At 51.0% G+C, this 22,736-nt stretch carries 20 protein-coding genes; 10 read left to right on the top strand and 10 right to left on the bottom strand.

The features are described from left to right. Window positions 1-637: 637 nt before the first annotated feature. Together H6F91_RS13080 and H6F91_RS13075 are read left to right on the top strand one after the other, a co-directional pair. Window positions 638-1,471, top strand: coding sequence for a WecB/TagA/CpsF family glycosyltransferase (locus tag H6F91_RS13080; protein WP_190772131.1), 834 nt, complete (start codon window positions 638-640; stop codon window positions 1,469-1,471). Window positions 1,472-2,283: 812 nt separating this feature from the next. After that, a complete protein-coding gene (locus tag H6F91_RS13075; protein WP_190772132.1) occupies window positions 2,284-4,323 on the top strand; it encodes an elongation factor G in 2,040 nt (679 codons plus the stop codon). Between the two features lie 216 nt (window positions 4,324-4,539). Here H6F91_RS13075 and H6F91_RS13070 read toward each other — a convergent pair whose 3' ends face one another. After that, window positions 4,540-5,661, bottom strand: coding sequence for an AI-2E family transporter (locus H6F91_RS13070; RefSeq protein ID WP_190772133.1), 1,122 nt, complete (start codon window positions 5,659-5,661; stop codon window positions 4,540-4,542). A 508-nt stretch (window positions 5,662-6,169) separates the two neighbouring features. Here H6F91_RS13070 and H6F91_RS13065 point away from each other — a divergent pair. Both H6F91_RS13065 and H6F91_RS13060 read left to right on the top strand, forming a co-directional pair. Further along, a complete protein-coding gene (locus H6F91_RS13065; RefSeq protein ID WP_190772134.1) occupies window positions 6,170-6,973 on the top strand; it encodes a DUF2232 domain-containing protein in 804 nt (267 codons plus the stop codon). A 325-nt stretch (window positions 6,974-7,298) separates the two neighbouring features. After that, on the top strand, window positions 7,299-7,748 hold the full coding sequence (locus H6F91_RS13060) for a tellurite resistance TerB family protein (RefSeq protein WP_190772135.1): 450 nt from the start codon (window positions 7,299-7,301) through the stop codon (window positions 7,746-7,748). A gap of 151 nt (window positions 7,749-7,899) precedes the next feature. On the opposite strand, the gene H6F91_RS13055 is transcribed toward H6F91_RS13060, so the two are convergent. The 5 genes from H6F91_RS13055 to H6F91_RS13035 all read right to left on the bottom strand — a co-directional run bounded on the left by H6F91_RS13055 (window position 7,900) and on the right by H6F91_RS13035 (window position 11,787). Beyond that, complete coding sequence (locus tag H6F91_RS13055; protein WP_190772136.1) at window positions 7,900-8,337, bottom strand: hypothetical protein; 438 nt, start codon at window positions 8,335-8,337, stop codon at window positions 7,900-7,902. A 2-nt stretch (window positions 8,338-8,339) separates the two neighbouring features. Beyond that, window positions 8,340-8,627 carry a cell division topological specificity factor MinE gene (minE, locus tag H6F91_RS13050; RefSeq protein WP_190772137.1) on the bottom strand — a complete coding sequence of 96 codons (288 nt, stop codon included), beginning with the start codon at window positions 8,625-8,627 and terminating at the stop codon, window positions 8,340-8,342. Between the two features lie 42 nt (window positions 8,628-8,669). After that, window positions 8,670-9,470, bottom strand: a complete 801-nt coding sequence (minD, locus tag H6F91_RS13045; RefSeq protein WP_190772138.1) for a septum site-determining protein MinD — start codon at window positions 9,468-9,470, stop codon at window positions 8,670-8,672. Between the two features lie 22 nt (window positions 9,471-9,492). After that, entirely contained in the window at window positions 9,493-10,284 is a 792-nt protein-coding gene (gene minC, locus H6F91_RS13040) for a septum site-determining protein MinC (protein WP_190789377.1), read from the bottom strand. 186 nt (window positions 10,285-10,470) lie between these two features. After that, window positions 10,471-11,787 (bottom strand): four-carbon acid sugar kinase family protein, encoded by a 1,317-nt coding sequence (locus H6F91_RS13035; protein WP_190772140.1) that lies wholly within the window; start codon window positions 11,785-11,787, stop codon window positions 10,471-10,473. A 286-nt stretch (window positions 11,788-12,073) separates the two neighbouring features. On the opposite strand from H6F91_RS13035, the gene H6F91_RS13030 reads away from it, so the two are divergent. Further along, on the top strand, window positions 12,074-13,852 hold the full coding sequence (locus tag H6F91_RS13030) for an EamA family transporter (protein ID WP_190772141.1): 1,779 nt from the start codon (window positions 12,074-12,076) through the stop codon (window positions 13,850-13,852). A gap of 78 nt (window positions 13,853-13,930) precedes the next feature. On the opposite strand, the gene H6F91_RS13025 is transcribed toward H6F91_RS13030, so the two are convergent. Continuing rightward, a complete protein-coding gene (locus tag H6F91_RS13025) occupies window positions 13,931-15,175 on the bottom strand; it encodes a VWA domain-containing protein (RefSeq protein ID WP_190772142.1) in 1,245 nt (414 codons plus the stop codon). Between the two features lie 94 nt (window positions 15,176-15,269). Here H6F91_RS13025 and H6F91_RS13020 point away from each other — a divergent pair, with 94 nt between their 5' ends. The 3 genes from H6F91_RS13020 (at window position 15,270) to H6F91_RS28290 (ending at window position 17,648) form a co-directional block, all read left to right on the top strand. Next, window positions 15,270-15,956: an ATP-dependent Clp protease proteolytic subunit gene (locus H6F91_RS13020; RefSeq protein WP_190772143.1), complete on the top strand. Its 687-nt coding sequence runs from the start codon at window positions 15,270-15,272 to the stop codon at window positions 15,954-15,956. A gap of 156 nt (window positions 15,957-16,112) precedes the next feature. Continuing rightward, on the top strand, window positions 16,113-16,712 hold the full coding sequence (locus tag H6F91_RS13015) for an ATP-dependent Clp protease proteolytic subunit (RefSeq protein ID WP_190772144.1): 600 nt from the start codon (window positions 16,113-16,115) through the stop codon (window positions 16,710-16,712). A 246-nt stretch (window positions 16,713-16,958) separates the two neighbouring features. Beyond that, window positions 16,959-17,648: a DnaJ domain-containing protein gene (locus H6F91_RS28290; RefSeq protein ID WP_190772145.1), complete on the top strand. Its 690-nt coding sequence runs from the start codon at window positions 16,959-16,961 to the stop codon at window positions 17,646-17,648. Between the two features lie 340 nt (window positions 17,649-17,988). On the opposite strand, the gene H6F91_RS13005 is transcribed toward H6F91_RS28290, so the two are convergent. Both H6F91_RS13005 and clpS read right to left on the bottom strand, forming a co-directional pair. Then, on the bottom strand, window positions 17,989-18,279 hold the full coding sequence (locus H6F91_RS13005; RefSeq protein ID WP_190773255.1) for a DUF2103 domain-containing protein: 291 nt from the start codon (window positions 18,277-18,279) through the stop codon (window positions 17,989-17,991). A gap of 54 nt (window positions 18,280-18,333) precedes the next feature. Then, entirely contained in the window at window positions 18,334-18,624 is a 291-nt protein-coding gene (gene clpS / locus H6F91_RS13000; RefSeq protein WP_242035771.1) for an ATP-dependent Clp protease adapter ClpS, read from the bottom strand. A gap of 775 nt (window positions 18,625-19,399) precedes the next feature. On the opposite strand from clpS, the gene dnaN reads away from it, so the two are divergent. Next, the gene (gene dnaN, locus H6F91_RS12995; protein WP_190773257.1) at window positions 19,400-20,542 is read left to right on the top strand and encodes a DNA polymerase III subunit beta; all 1,143 of its coding nucleotides are present in this window, start codon (window positions 19,400-19,402) and stop codon (window positions 20,540-20,542) included. 310 nt (window positions 20,543-20,852) lie between these two features. On the opposite strand, the gene H6F91_RS12990 is transcribed toward dnaN, so the two are convergent. Further along, window positions 20,853-21,794, bottom strand: a complete 942-nt coding sequence (locus tag H6F91_RS12990; RefSeq protein WP_190773258.1) for a hypothetical protein — start codon at window positions 21,792-21,794, stop codon at window positions 20,853-20,855. Window positions 21,795-22,119: 325 nt separating this feature from the next. Here H6F91_RS12990 and H6F91_RS12985 point away from each other — a divergent pair, with 325 nt between their 5' ends. Further along, window positions 22,120-22,533, top strand: a complete 414-nt coding sequence (locus H6F91_RS12985) for an HD domain-containing protein (RefSeq protein ID WP_190773259.1) — start codon at window positions 22,120-22,122, stop codon at window positions 22,531-22,533. Window positions 22,534-22,736: the final 203 nt, after the last annotated feature.

Here is a 22,736-nt window from a genome sequence, read left to right as displayed (position 1 = left end):
GGTTTTTCGTGGACTGAGCAACACAACAGAAAATAACAGGACTTATGCATTTAAGTTGTAGGTGGTGTGCTTTGCACACCACCTACAACTTAAATGCTCTAGGTATAGAGTACTTGCGTAAGTCCTAAATAACTTAGAGAAACATTCAATCTACTTTTCAGGCAGGAAATTTATTCCCAAAATGTCTGCCATGGTATTTCCGTCTCAAACAAGTAAAGACTCCGTAAAGAGACAAATTACCTTTCTAAAAATCCCATCAAGTCCGGCGTTACTCTCTCCTATCAAAGCACTCCACCGGTTTTAATCAAATTTAGAGGCAATATCAATCTACTGATCCAATGGTATTGCTAATCCAAATTCCGTAATTCTTCTGAGTCTATTTACCTTTTTCCAGTGTTAGTCGTAGAGGGGCTACTCGTGTACGGAATTTGCGATGCTACGTCTGAAGCCAGTTAGGTGGATATACCGAATCCCTGAATTCCGTAAAGCGTATTTCATGGGTTCTCCCCTATTTTCACCGTCTGGCTCGCGCACTTTAAAAGAGCGCAAACTGCTCACGCACAGGCCTGTGCAGTGATTCGTCTGCAAGGTCTTCTCTATCCTGCTGCCTTTCGCAATGTCATGGAGTACGCGGTTAATGGACACAGTTAAAATTCTAAATCTCGAAATTCATAACCTAACAATGGACTCGTTTCTGCATCAGCTAAAAGCAGGAACGGTTTATACTCCAAACACCGATCACATCATGCAATTGCAGCGGGATGCTGCTTTTATGGAGGTTTACCAGGAAGCTGACTACAAAGTATGCGATAGCAAACTGCTGGTATTTGCTTCCTACCTATTGGGCACACCTTTCAAAGATAAAATTTCAGGTTCTGACCTCTTCCCAGCCTTCTACAACTACCACCAAGACAATGAAGATGTCACAATTTTCTTGTTAGGTGCCATGGAAGGAGTAGCCGCTCAGGCTCAGAAAAACATTAATGCCAAAGTTGGCCGTGAGATGGTGGTGGGCACCTACTCTCCGCCATTCGGCTTTGAGAAGGATGAAGCCGAGTGCCAGAAAATCATTCAGATGGTTCAAGATTCTGGAGCTACCGTCTTGGCCGTTGGCTTAGGGGCACCCAAGCAGGAGAAGTTCATCCATCGGTTCAAATCCCAATTCACCAATGTCAAAATTTTCATGGCTATTGGTGCCACCCTTGACTTTGAAGCAGGCAACGTAAGCCGAGCGCCTAAAATTTTGAGTGAGCTGGGTCTGGAATGGTTCTACCGTATGTGCCGAGAACCCAAACGGCTCTGGAAGCGTTACCTTCCTGCTGCTCCTCGTTTTGCCTATCTACTGCTCCTACAAAAGCTGAATCTTTACAGAGATCCCTGGCAGGGCCAAGGACAGGCTAAGGCTCTTGAACAGCCCACAGACGCTACTGCCGATGCGAAGCTGCCGTCCTCCCCGGGTGTCTCTATCTAATACAACATCTGATTGAATGATGAAGTGCGTGGTGCATGGCATCGCGCACTTTTTCTATTGAGGCTTTTACTGCTACAGGGGCACTAATTTACAGTACTTAACGTCAGTTCGGGATAAGCCGAACCGCCCATTATTGCGTGCGCGTTGCGCACGCAATAATGGGCTTTTTCGAGTGCCGCGCGAAGCACGGCACTCGAAAAAGCCCTTAACCCGAACTGAGGTTACTTAGACAAGAAGAGGGGTGGGCGTGAGGCACACTCGCACCCCTTCTTGTCTAATCAGAGTAGAAGCTGCGTGAGTGGGCTTGCAGCTTACGGTTGAAGGCGTACACGCCCTACCTCTCACTCTGGGCAGCTCCATATAAAAATGGTATTAGCTCAATTGTTTGAACTCGGAAGTGGGGTAGATGCTTTTCAACATCTCATTCTCAAAACAATAACTATGGGGATAAAGCCTAAATCGTCAGTATGTCTTAAACTTTGGTTTAAGTTTGATTGCATTGGTTTACCAAAGTTTTTTTAACTTGCAAATGGAACACCATTACCGTGAATTTTCCTAACTTGAATTCATCGCTAGTTTGTGGTCAGGTTAATCTGAATACAGGCCGTTGAGATGTTGTTTGGTTGATTTCTTCATTGATACCTGGCACTCCGCCAATTGTGTCAAATATGAAAACCTGACTATCAGGAAGCCAGTCTCTACTGTATACAAGCTCTTCATTTCAGAACTTCCTTTAGGTTTTTCATCGGCAATTCTCGGATACTCAGCGGTAGATATTCTATCCCATTCGATCCGATGATTCGGAGGGTTTTATGAGTGAAAAAGTTTTATCGGGCTCACGAAATGTGGCGATTGTGGGGCCATACCTGAGTGGCAAAACGACGTTGCTGGAAAGCATTCTCTCTGTAACCGGTACGGTTTCTCGAAAAGGTAGTGTGAATGAGAAAAATACCGTAGGGGATAGCTCAGCCGAAGCCCGCGATCGCCAAATGTCTGTAGAAGTTAATGCCGCCAGTGCAGAGCAGGGCGGCATTTGTTTTACGTTTTTGGATTGCCCTGGCTCCATCGAATTTGTACAGGAAACCTGCAATGCATTGATGGGAGTAGATGCAGCGATCGTCGTATGCGAGCCTGACATTGGTCGTGTGCTGACCCTGGCCCCCTTATTTCAGTTTTTAGACGATCGGGAAATTCCCCACCTGCTGTTCATTAATAAGATGGATCGCGCCCACGCGCCTTTCACAGAAATTATTGAAGCCCTTCGCAGTGTGTCCAGTCGGCCCCTGGTATTACACCAGTACCCCATTGGCCAGGGCGAACATTTGAAGGGCTACATCGACTTGGTGACCGAGCAAGCCTACCAGTACCATCCCGGTTCACCCGCCGATGCCATTCCTTTACCGCCAGAACTGCAAGATGCAGAACGTGCTGCCCGGACGGATATGCTGGAGCACCTGGCAGACTTTGACGACCACCTCCTGGAAGAACTCCTGGAAGACATTCAGCCAGAGCGTGAGGAAATTGAGCGCGACCTCAAGATGGAGTTGGGCGCTGATCTGATTGTGCCCGTATTCGTTGGGGTCGCTGAGCAAGATTTTGGCGTACGGCCCCTGTTGGATGCGCTGCTTCGAGAAGCACCCGAACCGGAAGTCACTGCTGAACGCCGTGGGCTGAAGGCGAATTCAAATGAGGCGATCGCCCAGGTTCTCAAAACCTACTACACCCCTCAGGGCGGCAAACTCTCCCTGGTGCGCGTCTGGAGCGGCAAACTCACGGATGGTATTACGCTCAACAACACCCGCACAGGTGGTTTGTACCGCATGATGGGGCAGCAACAGCAACCTATTAGCGAAGCGCCTGCTGGCACCATTGTTGCCATGGGACGGATGGAAGGTGTGAAAACCGGAGAAATACTCACAACAAATGGTCAGAAAACCGATCTGTTGCCTCAAGCTCCAACATTAACCCCTGTATATGCGATGGCCATTGCGCCACGCGATCGCAAGGATGAGGTGAAAATTACTGGAGCCCTCAACAAACTTCTGGAAGAGGATCCCTCCCTGTTCTGGGAACAGCATGGCGATACCCACGAAGTTATTCTCTGGGGCCAGGGCGATATTCACCTGCAAGTGGCGCTCGATCGGCTGGAACGTAAGTATAAGCTACCCATGAGCACCCACGCGCCTCAGGTTCCTTACAAGGAAACTATCCGCAAACCGGTTACCAAGATCCATGGTCGCTACAAGCACCAGACAGGTGGTCACGGCCAGTTTGGGGATGTATATCTGGATATTCAACCACTGCCGCGTGGTAATGGCTTTAACTTCAACGAGACGATTGTAGGTGGTGTAGTGCCCCGGCAGTACATCCCGGGTGTAGAAACAGGCGTGCGGGAATATCTGGTGCATGGGCCCTTGGGCTTCCCAGTGGTGGATGTAGCTGTAACGCTAAAGGACGGCTCCTACCATTCCGTTGACAGCTCGGAGCAAGCTTTCAAGATGGCGGCACGGTTAGCGATGCAGGAAGGCATGGCCAAGGCAGAGCCTCAGCTACTGGAACCCATCCTCTCAGTGACGATTTCGGTACCTAACGATGCGACCTCTAAGGTGCTGCGTTTGGTAAATGGCCGTCGCGGTCAGGTGTTGGGCTATGAAGCCAAGGAAAACTGGAAAGGCTGGGATGAGGTGCAAGCGCAAATTCCACAGGCGGAGATCCAGGACATGATTCTGGAGTTGCGATCGCTCACCATGGGCGTTGGCTTCTTCCGCTGGGAGTTTGACCACCTGCAAGAAGTTCCCGAGAAAATTGCGGAACGGCTGTTAGCCAAAGCAAATGGCCATAACGGTGGGTGATTCATCTAATGTTCAGGCGCGTTATGCCTGAACACTAAAAACCCCATAACTTCTTAAAGTGAGACGTTGATGGTTTTAAGGGCAAGCTCTCCGGAGCTTGCCCTTTGTTCAGGCTATTGGCTGCGTAGGGTGTGCTTCGCACATCACATCACAAACAATGGAACGGCGCGGAGCTTTGCTTCACGCCGTTCCTATAGGTATTGAATCGAATGTGTATTACTCGCGAGTGGCAACACTTTCAGGGGGAGGAGTCTCCTGAAACAATCCATCGCTGCCAGATTCTGTTGCCAGGAGCCAGGGCAGAACATCGGAAGACCGCAAGGTATCAAAGCTGGCTTTAATAAAGCTGGCAATAGGAACAGCAATTAACAATCCCAGTGCGCCCCCCAGCTTGACTCCTATATCTAAAGAAATCAGCATCCAAACAGGATTGAGTCCCGTCAGCTCACCGACAATTCGTGGTCCCAAAATATTTTCGCAAACCTGGTTAATCAGAATGGCGATCAGCAGCACCTTTACCCCTAACCAGAAGTTTTGCAAGGCCAGAAGAATGCTGACAATAGAAATTGTTGTGATGCCACCCAGGGGAATCAGGCTGGCAACGCCAATACCAAAACCAAACAGTTGAGCCAGGGGAACACCGAGGATCATCATGGCGGTCACCTGAGCAAACCCAACGATGCTGGCCAGGGTCACTTGCCCGGCAATAAAGCGTTCAAAGTTTTGCGGTAGGGACTGGCGGATCTGGGTACTCCATCGGGGAGGAAGCCAGCTGAGAATACCGGCCCATAGGCTTTCACCTCGCCATACCAGGAAGATGGTGAGGGCCACCGTTAGGAAGATGTTAACGATGCTGCCGATCGCACTAAAGAGAATAGTGATGAACTGGCTGGTGAGCGATCGCAACACACTGGTCAACCGCTCAATCAACTGATTCAGGTTGGTGCTGAAATCAACGGGAATCTGCTGTTCTGCAGCCCAAGTTTCCAGGGACTTGAGCTGTTGTTGACCTGACCGCAGCCACTCTGGTAGGCGAATAATCAATTCATTTGCCTGGCGCAAAATGACTGGTCCCAGGAAAATGAACAGCACTGTCACCAGCACCACAAACAGCAGCAGCACAATCCCCGCTGAAATTCCCCGATTGACCCCACGCTGTTGCAGAAACCGAATGGGATAATCTAGCAAAAACGCGACCAGTGTCGCTGATATGAGCGTGCTCACCAAAGGCTGCAACGAATTGGCCAGCAGCAGGAGCAGCCAACCATTGAGAAAAATGATGGGGAAGGCCAGCCCGATGGTGAAAAAGCGGGGCAGCTTATTCAAAAAATCCAGCATAGGAGCATCAATAATGCATCAGAACGGGGCAGATTCCGCCTTATGTTCATTATTATTGCCGGAATTGGCTTCAACGTCTTCGCTACTGGGATAGGGGTTAGGCAATAGCAAGACTCCCATTGATTGAGCGAATGCTAAACTTCCTCCTCTATGGGAGCAGTAGCCTATAGTAGAAGAGCATTTGCCGAAGGCAGGAACATCGGTGGAGCGGTAGTGGCCATATCGGTAACACGCGCCCTAATCGGCTCACCTGAGCAAGAGGTAGCCTGCATGATCGTGGATACTGTTGAGCCAGACTGGATCTTCTGAGCTGCACCTACCTTCGATCACAAAAACTCTAAGGATGAAAATCAGCTTGATGAATTTTGCATGCGTGTTGTGCACGTAAATCAAAGGTTTTCACTCTCGATACAGGCAGGTCACCCCAGATGAGGCCGCCGTGCAAATAACTCGACGCGATAATGTAGATTTGACGGAGCTTTTAGATCGGTAGCGATCGCCCAACCTCATGCATGATTTTCCAGACGAGCCTTCCGCAACGCCTTCCTCTCGCCCCGAGGAAAACCAACGCCGATTCAGTAGTGGAGGTTCGCTCGAGGAGTGGGAAGCCGTTGAGGCAGAACTAGCGCGACCCATTCACTCCTACGAACCTATTCAGGGGCAGCGAGCGAGTGCGCCCCCTTTAGCCCTTGTAGAAACAGCATTTTTAGCCAGCACGACAGGTTTGCTTTGGTTAGCCAGCTACTATTTGAGTCTGGTGCCCTGGATGCGGGTCGTCTTTCCACTCCCTCTGGCACTGGTTTATCTGCGATGGGGCAGTCGCGCCGCATGGATGGGGCTCACAGTCACAGCCCTACTGCTGTCAATTCTCATGGGGCCTTACTTAAGTGTGCTATTTTTAGTGCCCTATGGCCTGTTGGGAGTGCAACTAGGAGCCACCTGGAAGCATCGGATGGGTTGGACTGGGTCAATCACAACGGGAACGTTGCTCTCTACTCTGAGTTTTTTCTTTCGAGTCTGGTTGCTATCCGTTTTCGTCGGGGAAGATTTGTGGGTTTATCTGACCAGCCGCATTGCTGACTTAGCGCAATGGATTGTTGCACGGTTGGTAGACTGGGGGATTTTGGGAGTAGGAGCCCTGGGCCAAGTCGATTTGGTGTGGGTTCAAGCCCTGACGATTGGTACCGTCCTACTCAGTGATCTCATTTATCTCTTTACCGTCCATCTAGCAGCCTGGTTGCTATTGCAACGCTTGGGCAACCCTATTCCAGATCCACCGGAATGGGTACAGGTGATTTTTGATGAGGAATAGAATCAACTGAATTTAAGCTATCGAAACTAATACTTCCCCACACCCATTTTGATAGATGGGATGTGGTGGGCAATGCCCGCACATCTCACCTATCAAAATAGGTGGTCTCCTGGAGTCTGAAAGGGTTGTTTCTTCGTTTGTGAAGTGCACGAAAAAACAACCCTTTTAGACTGCTGCAAAACACGTCTTAATAGGGAAAATCAATTTTGCCCGATGGGTACACTTGGAAATATAGCTAAACCGAGCCATTGATACTCACCGAACTAAGCTATATCCCTTATCGGGAGGGGTTTCCGTCGCATGCTCTTCAGCAAGGAGAAACCACATGGGTTTGTTTGACCAGGTCCTAGATGCACAACAGAGTTCAGTGCAGGCAGTGTTGAGCCCAGCCGAAGCTTTTGCAGCCATCACTTTGGCAGCGATCGCCTCAGACGGCCATCTCTCCGAACAGGAATTGAATGGATTAATCACCGCGCTAAACCGCATGCGGCTTTATCGCAGTTACACTGGCGATACCATGCGACAGATGTTCGACAAGCTATTCGGCATTCTCAAGCACGATGGTGTCGGGGTTCTATTCAACGCAGCTCAGGATCTGCTGCCCAAGGAATTGCAAGAGGCAGCCTTTGCGGTTGCGGTCGATTTACTAATGGCCGATGGCCAGGTCAGCCCCGAAGAAAAGGCTTTTTTAGAACAGCTCTACAACACGCTCAATATCCCCGAAGAAAAAGCCAACAAAATTATTGAAGTCATGGCAATTAAAAATCGGGGTTAAACTAACCAGAATTGGCGCAGTTTTGCTAAATTCCGTAGGGCTCATCCACCATTCACACAATTAGCCCCCTGTATGAATCAGTTTTTGAGGGCTTGAATCGTTGCGCGGCTTCACTTCGCAACGATTCAAGCCGGAAGTCTACTGAGCAAGACTATAGCCCTTCTCTACTTTGTTTGAATAATTCCAGGTCAGCTTTAATGCGCTCGTACCCAGCGGAATTTTCCCCCTCCAGGTACAGCTCACCTGCACGTACAAGGCTACGAACCGCTTCATTATCCTGGCGCAAATTGGCCTGGATCATTCCAAGGTTGTGGAAAAATTCGGGACGGGTAGGATCCGACTGGATAGCCGTGGTAAGGGGGGCGATCGCAGCACGAAACTTCCCCTGCCGAAAGGCCACACAACTCTCATCAAACGCTTTCCAGCCTTCGCTGGTTGGGCGCGGTTCAGGCACATTGATGGGGTTTGCAAAAATAACCCGGCGGCTTCCACTGCCCACATAGGCCCAGAGCATCACGATCAGGGCAAAGCCACCTACCGCCAGGATAAACGCCAGCCAGGTTAATAGATTGCTCGTTTCCAATGTCATGGTTATTCCACTAATGGGTCAGACTTAACCCGACGAATGGGCAGATTGGCAATCAGAGCCGTAGCTCGCTGATTATTCTCTAGCATGAATTCTGTCGCCTCCGTGTCGATATCCACGTAGCGGGAGACCACCTCAAGGATTTCCTGCCGCATTTTTTCGACCGTCTCAGGCGGTAGGTCAGCGCGATCGTGGGCCAGCACAATTTGCAAGCGCCGCTTTACGGTCTCACGGTTACTGGTTTCGGGGGTAGATGGTCGCGGAAACAGGCGATCAAGAAGTTCGGAAAGCATGGGAGAGCAGAGGAAATAGCGATGGATTCAATGGACGTTGGATCAAGACCCCCGGAACAAGCGACGGATGCGTGAGAACAAGTCATCGTGGGTTGCCGTGAGGTCTAAGAACGGCACCGCTTCCCCTTCTAAGCGGCGAGCAATGTTGTGGTAAGCCAGCCCAGCCAGGGTCAGCTTTTGCTCCAGCACCAGGGGTTCACCCTTGTTAGTAGATACAATTACCCGTTCATCATCAGGCACGACGCCAATCAACGGAATCGCCAAGATTTCCTGCACATCCTTCACCGACATCATCAGGTCTTCCTGCACCATGGCAGGTTTGAGACGGTTGACGATCAGGTTTTGCTTTTTGATGTCGTTAGCTTCTAGCAGACCTACCACTCGATCGGCATCGCGCACAGCGGCGATTTCGGGAGTGGTGACAATCAGGGCTTCTTGAGCAGCGGCGATCGCATTCTGAAACCCCTGCTCAATTCCTGCCGGACAGTCAATCAACACATAGTCAAAAGAAACCTTCAGGGAGTCCACCAGTTGCTTCATTTGATCAGCATTGATGGATTCTTTGGTGCGGTTCTGGGCGGCTGGCAGCAATGACAAATTCGGTTGCCGTTTATCCCTCACCAAAGCCTGGTCTAAACGGCACTCGCCAGATAGCACTTCGATTGCCGTGTAAACGATACGGTTTTCAAGGCCCAATAGCAGGTCAAGATTACGCAGGCCAAAATCAGCGTCCAGCACCACGACTTTTCTTCCGCGTTGCGCCAGGGCCATGCCCAGGTTGGCGGTGCTGGTGGTCTTGCCAACGCCTCCCTTCCCCGATGTAACGACAAAGATGCGACTCATGAATCCCCTCTAAACCCTCTAGTTACTTGGCGTCTGGACGAAATTTTGCAAAATCTGTGGCATGGGTAATGCGGATACCCTCCTCGCCCACGTAAGCCACTTCAGGAAAAATTTGATCGGGAGCTTTTTCAGGGGGACGAGCTACATGCTCCCCAATCCGCAACTGGGTCGGCTCCAGACGTAGTGCCATGATCAGGCAGCGGTTATTCCCGCCTGCTCCGGCATGGGCCACGCCGCGAAAATAGCCCCAAACGACGATGTCCCCATCCGCAATCACCGAGCTGCCAGGATTCACATCCCCAACAATGACCACAGTGCCGGGATGGCGAACTTCCATGCCCGATCGCACGGTCGTTTGGATGTACAGAGGCTCCTCTAGCGGCTTTCCAGTCTCAGTGGATGGATTGAGATGGCTGATGGGCGGTTGTTGCTCAACGGAGAGCCCTGTGGTCGCAGCAGCCACGGCGGTTTGGCGACGGCTGGTATAAACCCGTTTTAGCTTCAGTTCGGCGTTGGAGAGGGCATCTGAGATGGCCTGCAACTGCCGACCGTCAAGGAGGCGATCGCGGGCAATTAAATGTACAGGCGTATTGGGCTGCCAAAAGCGTTCATTCGCATCCAAACGCTGCTTGAGTTGTTGCCACAGTTCAGGCCAACCCTGGGCTCCGCCCGTCTGCTCGCCTTCAGGCGGCATCAACAGCAAGAGTTTTCCAGCCTCGCTCTTAAAGCGAACCTGCATGTTGGGATCAACGGGCACCGCTGATTGCGGAATAGTTGGGAGCGAAGCAGTGGCGGGAGAGGACTCAGAGTTCATGAAAATTGCCAAAGCGACAACGCTTTCAATGAAGGCTTAGTAAGTATACATATTAGTCGGACGTTTGTAGTTCTTAACGGAAATTTTGGTGGAATTCTGATGGGCTGAACCCCTTGTAGAGGCCCTGCATACAACGTCCTCAAAGCCAGGAATTCAGCCTATGGGTGTTCCGATAAATGGTGCGGATTAAGGTTTCAGCCGTGTATACGCTTCAGCCAGAGAATCTGCATTTCCCACATTGCCGGGAAACAGCACGACAGGCAGATCGGGAAATTGAGGATGATCCGCTGGAGTCCGTACCATAGATACCCCCGGCAGAATTTGCCCCAGCAAGCGTGCTGTCCTCAGCGCCAGACCATCACTGAGCACATCGTTAGACGTGATGCCCCCCTTGCTGATGAGAAAACCGATTGTCGGCGGCAGGCCCCGCACAACATCCATCAGCAAACGGGATACGGCTACTCCAAAATCCAGACGAGTTTGGGCATCCGGGAAGGTAACTTCCTGACGGCTGGTAAAAATGACAGGGGTTTTGCCTTCGGCATGGGCAGCAGCAGCCTGCTGGAGAACAGATTGCAGCACGTCGCCCCGCTGAAGTGTAGAGTCTTCCATTAAATGGGATACGTCCACTTCCAGGGGAGCGACATCAGGCGCTTGCAGGAGTTGGTTCAATTGCTCCGTTGTCTTTTTAACGTGAGAGCCGACAATGACCGCACCGGGCTTGTGGTCACGGGTGTACTCGCCCATGGCTGAGGGCGACGTGGGCTGAGGTGGCAAGTTTGCCACAGCCGTGAGCAGACTGGCGGCGCTCCGAAACAGGAAACGCTTGCCCTGGGACGCGGCATGGCGCACATCGCCAGCAAATTGGTCTAGATCCAACTGGTTCTCAGCGTCCACAACGCAGCACTGGTTGTTGTTGAGTTCTAGCAAGCGCTCCAGAATGCCTGCTCGCACATCTGGCAGCAAAAATCGCTCAACCTGGGCTGCGGGAATGCGCCCCCGGGTTTTCTCTTCGACGTAATCGGGCAAATAGCTATAGCTGTAGCCAAACACCGAGTCTCGGGCGAACTCCGTCTCATGCACTGGAGTCGGCACCCCATCCACCAGCAGGTAATGAATGCTGTCGCGGGTGAACCGCCCCCCTTCAAAAAAGGCGGGGGTGAGGAAGTGGGCATCAAAGGGGCCCAGTTCTTCCGCGATCGCATCCGTCTCTACAGGATAATGACCACGCAGGGTGGAATCGGAGCGACTAACCATCAGAAAATCTTCGATCCCAACCTGGGCGATCGCCTCCTTCAAATTCTGGCACGCCTCTCGGGTCACGACGTCGGCCCGTTCGGGAGTCATGGCACGGGTATTTGTCAACACAAAAAATATAGGTGAGGCGTCCGTCAGCCCGACCTTCAGCGTGTCTACATCCCAGCGCATCAGTAACAGACAACCATGCACCGTCTGGGAACCGGTGGGGTCATCATCCAACACAATAATTTTTGGGGTACTCATCTCACCGATCTCGTCTGGGACGCATCCAGTATCGATTATGCGGGTTGACTGTCACAAAACTTGCAGCAATCCGCTCAGTTCATACCGGCGCCTGGTTAGCAAAATCAAACTTCAAGAAAGTCTTCCATTCCCCTAAAGATGGGTTAACCTCTGAAAGGGAGAAGAAACAAGACAGAGAGCCTTCTCTCAGTGATGCATCGCTTCGTTCTATCCGGCTGAGTTAAGCTGTCGTCACTTGAGCTGTCATCAATACTTTTGAAACCATTGTTTGCTAGGGCTGCACAGGATGGGTGAATCGCAAAATCGACCTCCCGAATCCACACCAAACGACCGCCAGGCCGTCGATCAAGTTTTGCGGAGCGTCACGCAAGACTTACGGAGCCTTCAGCAGAATCTGGTGTCACAACTGAGCCAAGATATCTCGCGCTTACAAGCCGAGCGATCGCGACTCCAAACCGAAATTGACACCCTTCAGACTCAAAATTCTCAACTCCAGTCTGAGCATGAGGTTCTGCTGAGTCAGCAACAGCAAGCTCAACAAAAAGTTTGGGCGAAACAACTGGCTCAGGCTCTCGCTGGCCACCTTTACCAGATTCTGAGCCAACGTCTGACGGCAGATAGCAATCCCTCCCTCCCCGGAGGAAACGGTAACGGTCACACCTCCCAAACTTTAATGGCACTGGATGAGACCCTCAATCAGGCTCTTGTCTCTCTCCAGCAGGATCTGAATAGCTATCACAGCTCCCTCACCCAGCAGCTCGATCGCATGCAAAGCCTGGAGAAACAGGGTGAGGTGTTGCTGGAAACCCTGGTCAGCCGATTGAGCGATCGCCTCCAGAGCGAGCTGGCCCGTATTCCTCAAGATTCTCAGTCGTTTCCAACAGGGCCCCACACCCTAGCCAATGGGTTCCGAGTTGAGCCTCCTAGCTACCCAACCGATACGCCACCTCCCAGTAATGGCTCGCGGTCAACCTATCCGACTACGTCACCGCCGCCCCCGCCGCCACCCCCGCCTCAAATGGTTCGGTCCATAGCCGTAATCCCTCCGCAATCTGCTTCCCGCTCTGGGTCTGCTCCTCGCTTCAATGTTGCTCAGCAGGGCTTAATTCTGATCCTGCTCTCGACACTGGCGTTATCTCTACACAATGTGGTTGTCAGGATTGTCAGTACGGAGCAAACCAGCATTTTTGGTGTCTTTAACCTGTCCCGTTCAATCGAGCTGAAGAGCTTAGATGCTGCGCTGCTGATTCTTTGGTTACGGATGCTGGTGGTCGTTCCGGTAATGATGGGCATTGCCAGTTTTCTTTACCCAGCCTCCTGGCGCGATATCAAAAGCTTTACCCTATCCCGCGATCCGCGATTGATTCGTAGCGTCATCGGCAGTGGGGTCTTTCTATTTTTGTCCCAGGTGCTGATTTATATTGCGATCGCCAGCATCGGCCCTGGTGTTGCAGTCACCATTCTGTTCATGTATCCGCTAATTACGGTGCCCCTGGCATGGTTTTTGTTTGGCGATCGCCCCAGCTTAATCCGATGGCTGGTGATGGCGACAATTCTATTCGGGGTGGTTCTGACCACACTTCCCCGATTAACCGTAACCAACGTCTCTCAATGGGGAATTTTTAGCGCCATTCTATCGGGTATTTTCTTTGCGCTATATCTGATTGCCATGCAGATTAGCTTCCGCAAGCTGCACCCGGTACCTGTCAGCGTTGTTCAATTCATCACGATTTTTGTCTTGACCAGCGTCATGCTGACCATCTGGTTCCCTGTCAAGGAACCCCCCAACAACCTGCTGGGCTTATTGCTTGGCGGTATTGTGTTAGGAAGCTTAACCCTAGTCGGTTATCTACTCAATAACTTGGGTGTCAAACGACTGGGTGCAGCGCGAGCCTCCATCATTGCCGCTAGCGGCCCTGTGTTGACGGCATTGCTCGCCTTTTTTATCACAGCGGATGAGTTGCAGGCAGTACAGTGGTTGGGTATTATCCTGGTGACCACAGGTATTTTAGGGCTGAGTTTTGAGCGGATGTTTCTGCAAGCACGTCCTCAAAACGGGCGGTAATCACCCTCATATTCTTACGGTTGAGGGGCAGTGCAGTGCACTGCCCCTCAACCGTTTATCCTTCGCTCAATAAGCTCTCTATGGGCCCTGAAGCATGGTTTTAGAGACGAGACGGGTTTTCTTGCGATCGCTCTCCGATAGGTTCTCCCCGGATTGCAAACGGGTTGCGTTTTCTTGTAACACCGTCGCCGCATTCTGGTCGCCCATCTGTAGGGCTGTTTTGGCGGCAGTCTGGAGCATGGTAGCCGCTCCGGTGCGATCGCCCTGTTGCAGCTTGGTCTCGGCAATCTGGGTTTGGCGGTACTTTGCCAGGGCCAGCACATGTTGTTGCACAGCCGGTTCGGGCGCAGGTTGATAGGCCGTTAAGGCATTCGCAGAAATCGTAATCGGCTCCGAGAGCAACCCTTCCCGGTTTTGAGACGGGTCATCGTAGCGCACTCGAACTGCCGCCAGTGGGTGCGTTCCTTCGGATAAGCCACCGGCATACAGGTTTGCCAATACAACACGGGGGGAATCGACCATCAAATCTCCCAAACGTACCAACAAGTTGGAACCTTCACGGGTAGGGGTTAGCTCGACAGTATCGGGCACCACCTGGGCCAGGGGCTTCATTTCCGCCAGCCGCACGTTTGGCATGAGTTGCAGCATCAGGTAGGCATTGGTCAACGCCACAGACTGCATTCGTTCAAACAGACGGCCAAACTCTGATACAGCGTCTTCAGGACGCTGGATATAGGCCAGAGTACCGCCCGCTGCATCGGCAATCCGTTCCAAAACGTCCTGGTTCCAGTGGTCACCAAAGCCCAGGGTGTTCAGCGTAAGGTTGTAGTTAGCGGCCAGCTCCGCTAATTTGAAACAGCGATCGTTGTCGCCATGCTCGTTCTCCCCATCTGTCAGCAGCAATGCCTGGGAAATCGTATCTTTTTTGGCTTTCGCCAGTTCTTCAATTCCCAAACGCATCCCTTCATCAATGGCAGTGCCGCCGCTGGGAGTGAGTTTATTAATTTGAACCTTAATTCCTGAAGGGCTTTCGACGTACTGGTTGGGCACCAGCACTTTGGCCTTGTGGTCGAACACCACAATGGAAATGCGATCGCCCGGAGATAACTTCTCCACAATCCGATGAGCGGCCTGCTTCACCGTTTCTAACGGTCGGCCCGCCATGGATCCACTATGATCGAGGATCAGACACAGATTCAGGGGAGCCGTGCGGCTACTGGGTTCTGCGATCGCCGAAATGGACACTGCCAATTGTCGCTGGTTACTGGGTTGAGCTGCATCTAAATTGGGATCGCTCAACACCGCCTGTACACCCACTCTCATGCCGCGCTCCTACCACATCTCAGCTTCACGCTACTATGGTAGAAAGAATATCCCTGTTTCAGGCAACTGCAACGCTAAACTGCAACATTTGCATATGGATTCACCCATTAAGGCCGTTCAGTCCACCTATTATGGCGAAGCATCTTATCGGACGCCGCCGCCCGACCTGCCGTCTCTTCTGTTAAAGGAGCGCATCGTCTACCTGGGGATGCCCCTGTTCTCTTCCGACGACGTGAAGCGGCGCGTCGGCGTGGATGTAACGGAACTGATCATCGCTCAGTTGCTCTATTTGCAGTTTGACGACCCCGAGAAGCCCATCTTTTTCTACATCAACTCGACGGGCACCTCCTGGTACGACGGCGACGCGATTGGCTACGAAACCGAAGCCTTCGCCATCTGCGATACCCTCAGCTACATTAAACCACCCGTTCATACCATCTGCGTCGGTCAGGCCATGGGTACTGCTGCCATGATTCTGTCCGCTGGTACAAAGGGCTACCGCGCTAGCCTCGCCCATGCCACCATCGTGCTCAACCAGACACGTACTGGAGCCCAGGGGCAAGCGACGGATATTCAAATCCGTGCCAAGGAAGTGATTGCCAACAAAACCGCTACGTTGGAAATTCTCTCCCGCAACACAGGGCAAGATCCCGAGAAGATCGACCGGGATACCGATCGGATGCTGTACCTGACGCCCCAGGAGGCCAAGGAATACGGTCTGATTGATCGCGTTCTGGAAAGCACTAAACAGCTTCCCAAGCCGGTTCCCGCATTAACCTGATAGCGTTCCGGGGGCGAATCGCCTTCGCCCCATCTGTCGAATCCCTTGAGAGGGCGAATTCTTCGCCTTTGCCAGAGGTTTTCTGTGACGGCCGCTAGCCTGACCAGAATTCTCACCTGGAACCTGCGTTAAACTTCTACTCCACGGTTCTGACCCATGCCTATCGGTATTCCTAGCGTTCCTTACCGCCTCCCTGGCAGCACCTACGAGCGGTGGATTGATATCTACACCCGCCTGAGCCAGGAGCGCATCATTTTCCTGGGACAGGAAGTCACTGACTCCCTGGCCAACTCCATCATCGCGTCGATGCTGTACCTCGATTCTGAGGATCAGAACAAACCCATTTATATCTACATCAACTCTCCCGGTGGCTCGGTGACCGCTGGCATGGCTATCTACGACACCATGCAGCACATCAAATCAGAAGTGATCACCATCTGCGTGGGTCTGGCGGCTTCCATGGGAGCCTTCCTGCTCACCGCTGGAACAAAGGGCAAGCGCATGGCCCTGCCCCACTCCCGCATTATGATCCACCAGCCTCTAGGTGGAACCGGACGGCGTCAGGCAACTGACATCGAAATCGAAGCCAAGCAAATTCTACGAGTTCGTCAAGAACTCAATGAGTTGATGGCGATGCACACCGGCCAAACGGTGGAGCAGATCGAAAAAGACACCGATCGCGACAACTTTATGTCGGCCTTTGAGGCACAACAGTACGGATTGATCGATCGCGTGATTGAAGATAAGAACGGGTAATCTTAAATCGATAGTCGAAAGATTGGTTTTCCAGGTTGCTACCTGTGAAAGCCAATCTTTTTTCGTAGAAGTTGGTAATCGGCAATGGGCCATGGACTGACCACAGCTTATCCCCATTGCCGATGCTGCAACTATCTACTCACGCCAAAACCCTACCGATCGTGTAATGATGGCAATAATTTCTGTTCAGATCGGTTAATTTTTACGTTTCTGGTGGCAGAATTCCATTAATTCTGCCTTTTTTGGATGAAGCTTGCGGATTGCTATCGCCTGTTGGGATTAAGGGAAGGGGCCAGTTACGACGAGATTAAGGCCGCCTACCGTCGTTTGGCACGTCGTTACCATCCCGACATGAATCCCGGCTCGGTCAAGGCTAAAGACACCTTTATTCAGCTCACAGACGCCTATCACAAGCTCCTGGATGCCGCCCAACCCTCGGTGCTAAAGGCCCGGCGCAAAACCCAGACAACCGCCGCTGCAAAGCCTGCTGACACGAAATCCACAAAGTCAACGGCGGCCGCCCAGCCTAAAGTCGCTCAACCCAAAACTTCAGCTCAGCCTGCTGTAAAACCGGCCACCCCCAGCAGTATTCGGAAACGCCCGGTGGTGCAGCGTGACCCCAATACGTCCGCCAGTGACCACCAGATGAAGGAAAAGGTCTTTGAGCTGTTGCAGCGATCGCTCCAGGAACAACGGTATCCACGAGCGATCGCCCTCGTTGAAGGTCTTGCCCAACGCCTTCCCCAGGACGCCGAAGTTCGCCAGTGGTTGGCCGTGGTTTACCAGCGTTGGGGCCGCCACCTGATCAGTACTCGCCAATTTGATAAAGCCAAAATCTTCCTCAACAAAGCTCTGCGCACCGACCCCCACAATCGGACTTTATGGTATGAAGTCGATCGGGATATGCGACGGATTGATGGCATTGAGATTATGTAAGGAGGTTTCTGCATAAGAATTTACCCAGAATGTTGGTGCTTTGCCCGCTTCGCGGGCAAAGCACCAACATTCTGGGGGTAATTTCATTACTGGAAATCTCCTAATATCATGTCGCCTTAAATGCACATAATACTCACTTTTGCACAATGACGATTTAGCAAGCACTCCAGCGTTTTTCCCTGACCTTATATCATGTGCATTTAACCAGACATGATATAAGGCAGAGGGCAGGAGGTAGAAGTAGGGATTAAAGCCAAAGGTAGAGGGATAAATTAAGCGCAATACCTGAAAATACTTGCCTTTTTCCCTCTGCCCTCTGCCTCCTATCTTTCCTCCTGCCTTATCCCAAAACCTGAGCGATCGCCCCTTCTAACTCTCCCTGGTTCAACGTCGTCAACACGAATACTTCTTGGAAGGTTTTACCTTTGCGGGCAATTAACTTAAAGCCACCGCGAATGGGGATGGAAACCTTGATTTTAAGTTCGGGCGTGTTGCTTTTGGCCCGACCGATGACGGCCGGGGTGATGGTACTGATGCCAGCAACCTGGGTCAGGCGTTCCAGAATGGGGATGAGGCCGGGTAGATGAGTTGAGTGGTTCCAGACCAAGCGGCCGCCAGGGGTATTACGCATGGCCAATACCCAAAGCAGCCCGTTGATCAACAGCTATACAAGTTATAAGCGGCACTAGGCGGCCTCCAGAGGAGCCATTGTCAGCCCCTCGCGGCGGAGTTGTTGATGGTAGAGTTCGGCCTGTTCTTGTGGCCCTACCCAGACGACCGCTTGCCCGTCGAAGTGAACCTGGTTGGTCAGTTCCCAGGCGCGATCGCTGGTCATTTGAGGAATGTATTTCATTAAGCATTCGGCGACGTGCTGAAACGTATTGAAGTCATCGTCGAGCACGATCACTTTGAAGTTAGGATAGGTCTTTTTAACGGTTTGGCTAACCTTATCGGGAGTGACGGTTGGGGAAGCCATTGCACGAGGTTGAATGAACGGTATTGCCATAACAGGAGGAATGAAGACGAAACAAATTGTTACATTTTTCCTCAATCATCAGCTTACCGAGCATTGGGCGATTTGGGTAGAAGCCAGCGGGCGATCTCATTCCCACCCAAACACCTGAAGCAACCGAGGAAAGCTGGGATGATGCGCCCAGTTTTTTTCTAGCCAATTATCTTGCCGTTCGCCTAAAACGAGCGATCGCGACAGCATCCATCAGACACACAGACCAGATTAGCCGATCGCTTTATTGATTGCCCAAACGAAGTTAATTGGATTCTTCCAACAGATGAAATTTGTTGAGAGCGGCCATTAATTGGAACTCTAGCCTTAGGAAATTGCGTCCCTTGGCAACCAACTTACGAAACTTTACAAAAAGATCTGTGGAAAAGCTCACGATCTTTTGGGGAAATCTTGGGGGGAAGATCGTGGAAAACCGTGAAACGATCGTGGAAAAAGAGTTTCAGCTTTCTGGCCTGTGGATAAACCCCTAGGTTTTCCACAAGTTTTCCACAGGCCCGATCAGACTTGAGCAGGCGTTTTTGATTGATCCCCGATCTTTTTCCACAGTTTCCACACGCCCTACTACTACGATCCGGTCTTTTAAAAAATTGATCAAAAGCAGATCAAGAAAGGCGTTCAGGCGATCGCGTTGAACGGGCAAAGCAGGGGTGATAAGATCACCGTCCAAGCCGATCGCGCTTGCACCGATTCGTTCAGACCTCTTCTTTCCCTCGCGGTTTTGCACTCCATGAAACTGACCTGTACCCAGAGCGATCTCAACGCCCACCTTTCACTCGTTAGCCGCGCCGTACCGTCTCGACCCAGCCACCCGGTTCTTGCGAATATTCTCTTGATAGCGGATGAAGAAACGCAGCAAGTGCGTTTAACGGGTTTTGATTTGAGCTTAGGAGTGCAAACCAGTTTTAGCGCTGAGGTAGAAACTGGAGGTAAATTAACGCTTCCAGCTCGTCTGTTGTCAGACATCGTTTCGCGCCTTCCCGATGGAAGCCTTACGCTAGAAGATGAATCTGGCGAGCATACCGCTACGCTGACTTCTACCTCTGGGCGGTATCAGATGCGTGGCATGGGCGCTGAAGATTATCCAGAATTACCAACGATCGCGGACACTGAAGGTACCAGTAGCCTCCCTGTCGAAGCACTGATCGAAGGATTGCGTGGTTCTCTTTTTGCAGCCAGTAGCGATGAAGCCAAGCAAGTTCTCACGGGAGTTCACCTGACGGTTGATACCGAAGGTATGGAATTTGCAGCCACGGATGGCCACCGACTGGCCGTTGTCCAAACTCCTAATGTGGAGGATGCCGCTGTCAGTGAAGATGACACGTTTGATGTAACCGTTCCCGGTAAAGCCTTGCGAGAGCTAGAGCGGATGTTGCAGATGAACAGTGCGGGAAATGCGATCGCCGTTCGCTTTGACCAGGGGCAATTAATTTTTGAATGGGAAAATCAGCGGCTCACCAGCCGTCTGCTGGAAGGCCAGTATCCTAACTATCGCCAACTGATTCCCCGGCAATTCTCACGTCAGATGACGGTCGATCGCCGCGCTTTTACCAGCTCTCTGGAACGAATCGCAGTTTTGGCTGACCAGAAAAACAACATCGTCAAATTTAATATTGATTCTGGTGCCCAGGAAGTTGTGTTGTCTGTAGATGCTCCAGACGTTGGCAGTGGTCGAGAAGCGATGCCCGCCCAAGTCTCCGGCGATGACTTGGAAATTGCCTTCAACGTGAAATATCTGTTGGAAGGACTCAAAGCCTTCAACACCACTGATATTCAGATGCAGTTCAATACATCGACCAGCCCCTCGATCATCGTCCCTTTAGGTGGCATGAAAATGACTTACTTGGTAATGCCTGTCCAAGTGCGAAGCTAAGCTATAGAGTCCCAAGACGTTAAACATCCTGGGATTCTGGCTCTTTAGTTAATCTCAATGCTTTGGAGACAGAAGAACGCCTGTAGATACAACAACATTCGAGAGAACGTTTAGCAGTTTCAACAGCGTTTTACTCTGGTTTCGATCTTCTGAAAGAACGAATTGCTAGCGATAGCAAGTGCTGCTATACAAAAAGCTTCTTCATGTGGCAGCGCTTTCACGCAAACCCTAAGAGTACGCAAATACTCTTCATGAAGAAGCTAAATCCAAATTAGCAATGAACCTGTTGGTGCTATTGCCTTTTCAATTTCTAGTCGATGTATCCCAGTCCGAGTAGCAGGGCCATAAGGACATTCGCGGCGATCGCCACTCCACCAAAGCTACCGCTGAGGCAGCGGAACCATTGCAGAGATTGACGGCTGTGTTGCCAGAGTTGAACGGCGGTGAAAATAGCGAAGATAGTGGCGATCGCCATAGAAACCCACATCAGCACATACCCAACGTGTGAAGAAGATGTACTCAAGCTAAAGAAGGGTGGGAGATGAACGAAAGTCCAGCGGAGGGAGGACCAACACAGTTGAAACATCCCAAGAACGCTGAGGATGCCCGCTAGAACTGCGCCAATGGGGTTGAGCCGCTCCCAGAGGAAGAGGGCCGTAGTCAAGATGGTAATGATGCCTACGGCGATCGCCCCGCCGTGAAGTACCCGATGCCAGGTATCGAGTGTGAGGCCATGAGAGGTAACGGCATCATAGTAGGGTAAACGCCCTAACACACTCCAGACCATTTGGTAAGTGCCGAACCCACAGGCCACACTGACAAAGCCTTTGCTGATCCCTCCTGGATGCAGCCAGGCAAAAAGACCAAAAATGACTCCAGCCGCGAGAGCCAACCCCATCACGATCCACAGAAGGCGGATCTCTCCCCATTTCTTAATCGTGTTAATTCCCCAATATTGGCGTTCGATGGCTTGCAGCTGCTCTGTAGTTAATGGGAGCCCTGTCAGTTCATACATCGTTGCCAGAATGGGTGCATAGTTCATGCCTGTGTCTTTGCAGCTAACGAGTTGGTTCCCATACTCGGCACGGCAAACATTGGGGTTGTATGGATAGTCAGAGCCCTTCAGCAATGTGACGTTGAGTGTTTGATTTTGGACATCGGCTTGACATTGAAATTGTGCGTCTGTTGCTGTGCAGTTAAAAATAGGATTGGGTAGATAGATGACGGAGCTTTCGGTTGTAGAAATTGCCAAACTCGCAAAAGGGGTGCTGGGTACACGAGGTGCATTGAGTAAAAGCAAACTTAGAAAAGCACTAACTAGAACAATCCATAAGCCAATCATGAATCTTGATGAAAACAGGAGTGCTCGATACATAAGCGGGTTGCTTTGAAGGGCTAATAACTTGTTGTAATTGATAGATACACTCTGTTAAAAGTTCCTTTAATTGATTGAAATAGTTGTCTTTATCTAATCTTTAAGAAAACGAGTTGAAAATCCGCATTGCTCTTGAAATAGCGAACAGTTGAGCTACTTATTTTCTCTAAGCAATATTTCATGGAGTACCTGAAGACACGTTATGCAAAAACTAGAACAAGCCATTCAATTAGCGACTCGTCTACATGCAGGGCAGGTTGACAAAGCCGGTGAAGATTATATTCAGCATCCATTACGGGTCATGAATGCAGTAGAGGGTGAAACTACGAAAATCGTTGCGGTTTTGCATGACACTTTAGAGGATACTCCCATTACATTTGAGGAACTGGAGGGACAATTTGGGAGTGACGTTGCCTCTGCTGTTCAGGCTTTAACGCGATTAGAAGGTGAAGATTATTTTGACTTTATTGAGCGGGTGAAGCAGAATGCGATCGCCACCACCGTTAAAATTGCTGACTTGAAAGACAACATGAATTTAAGCCGGATGGCAACGATTACTGAAAAAGATCTTGCAAGACATGAAAAATATAAAAAAGCGCTCCAGTTACTTCACTAGTAGGCTGCGGCCTAAGTTCGCAAACTATGTTTTTGTGTAGGGTGCGAAGCACCCTACACAAAAACATAGGTGATGGATTTCCGCCGCAGCGTACTAGTGGTCTGTCAGCTTTATTTTGAGGGGTAACTAAACGATAATGGATGAAAGCTCGTCTCCCCCTTTAACAGCATGGCAAAAAAGAAATACATCGTAGCTCTGACTGA

Origin of the sequence: Leptolyngbya sp. FACHB-8, from assembly GCF_014695575.1 — a bacterium.
Classification (GTDB): Bacteria; Cyanobacteriota; Cyanobacteriia; order Elainellales; family Elainellaceae; genus Vacuolonema.
This window is presented reverse-complemented; position numbering and strand designations above follow the sequence as displayed.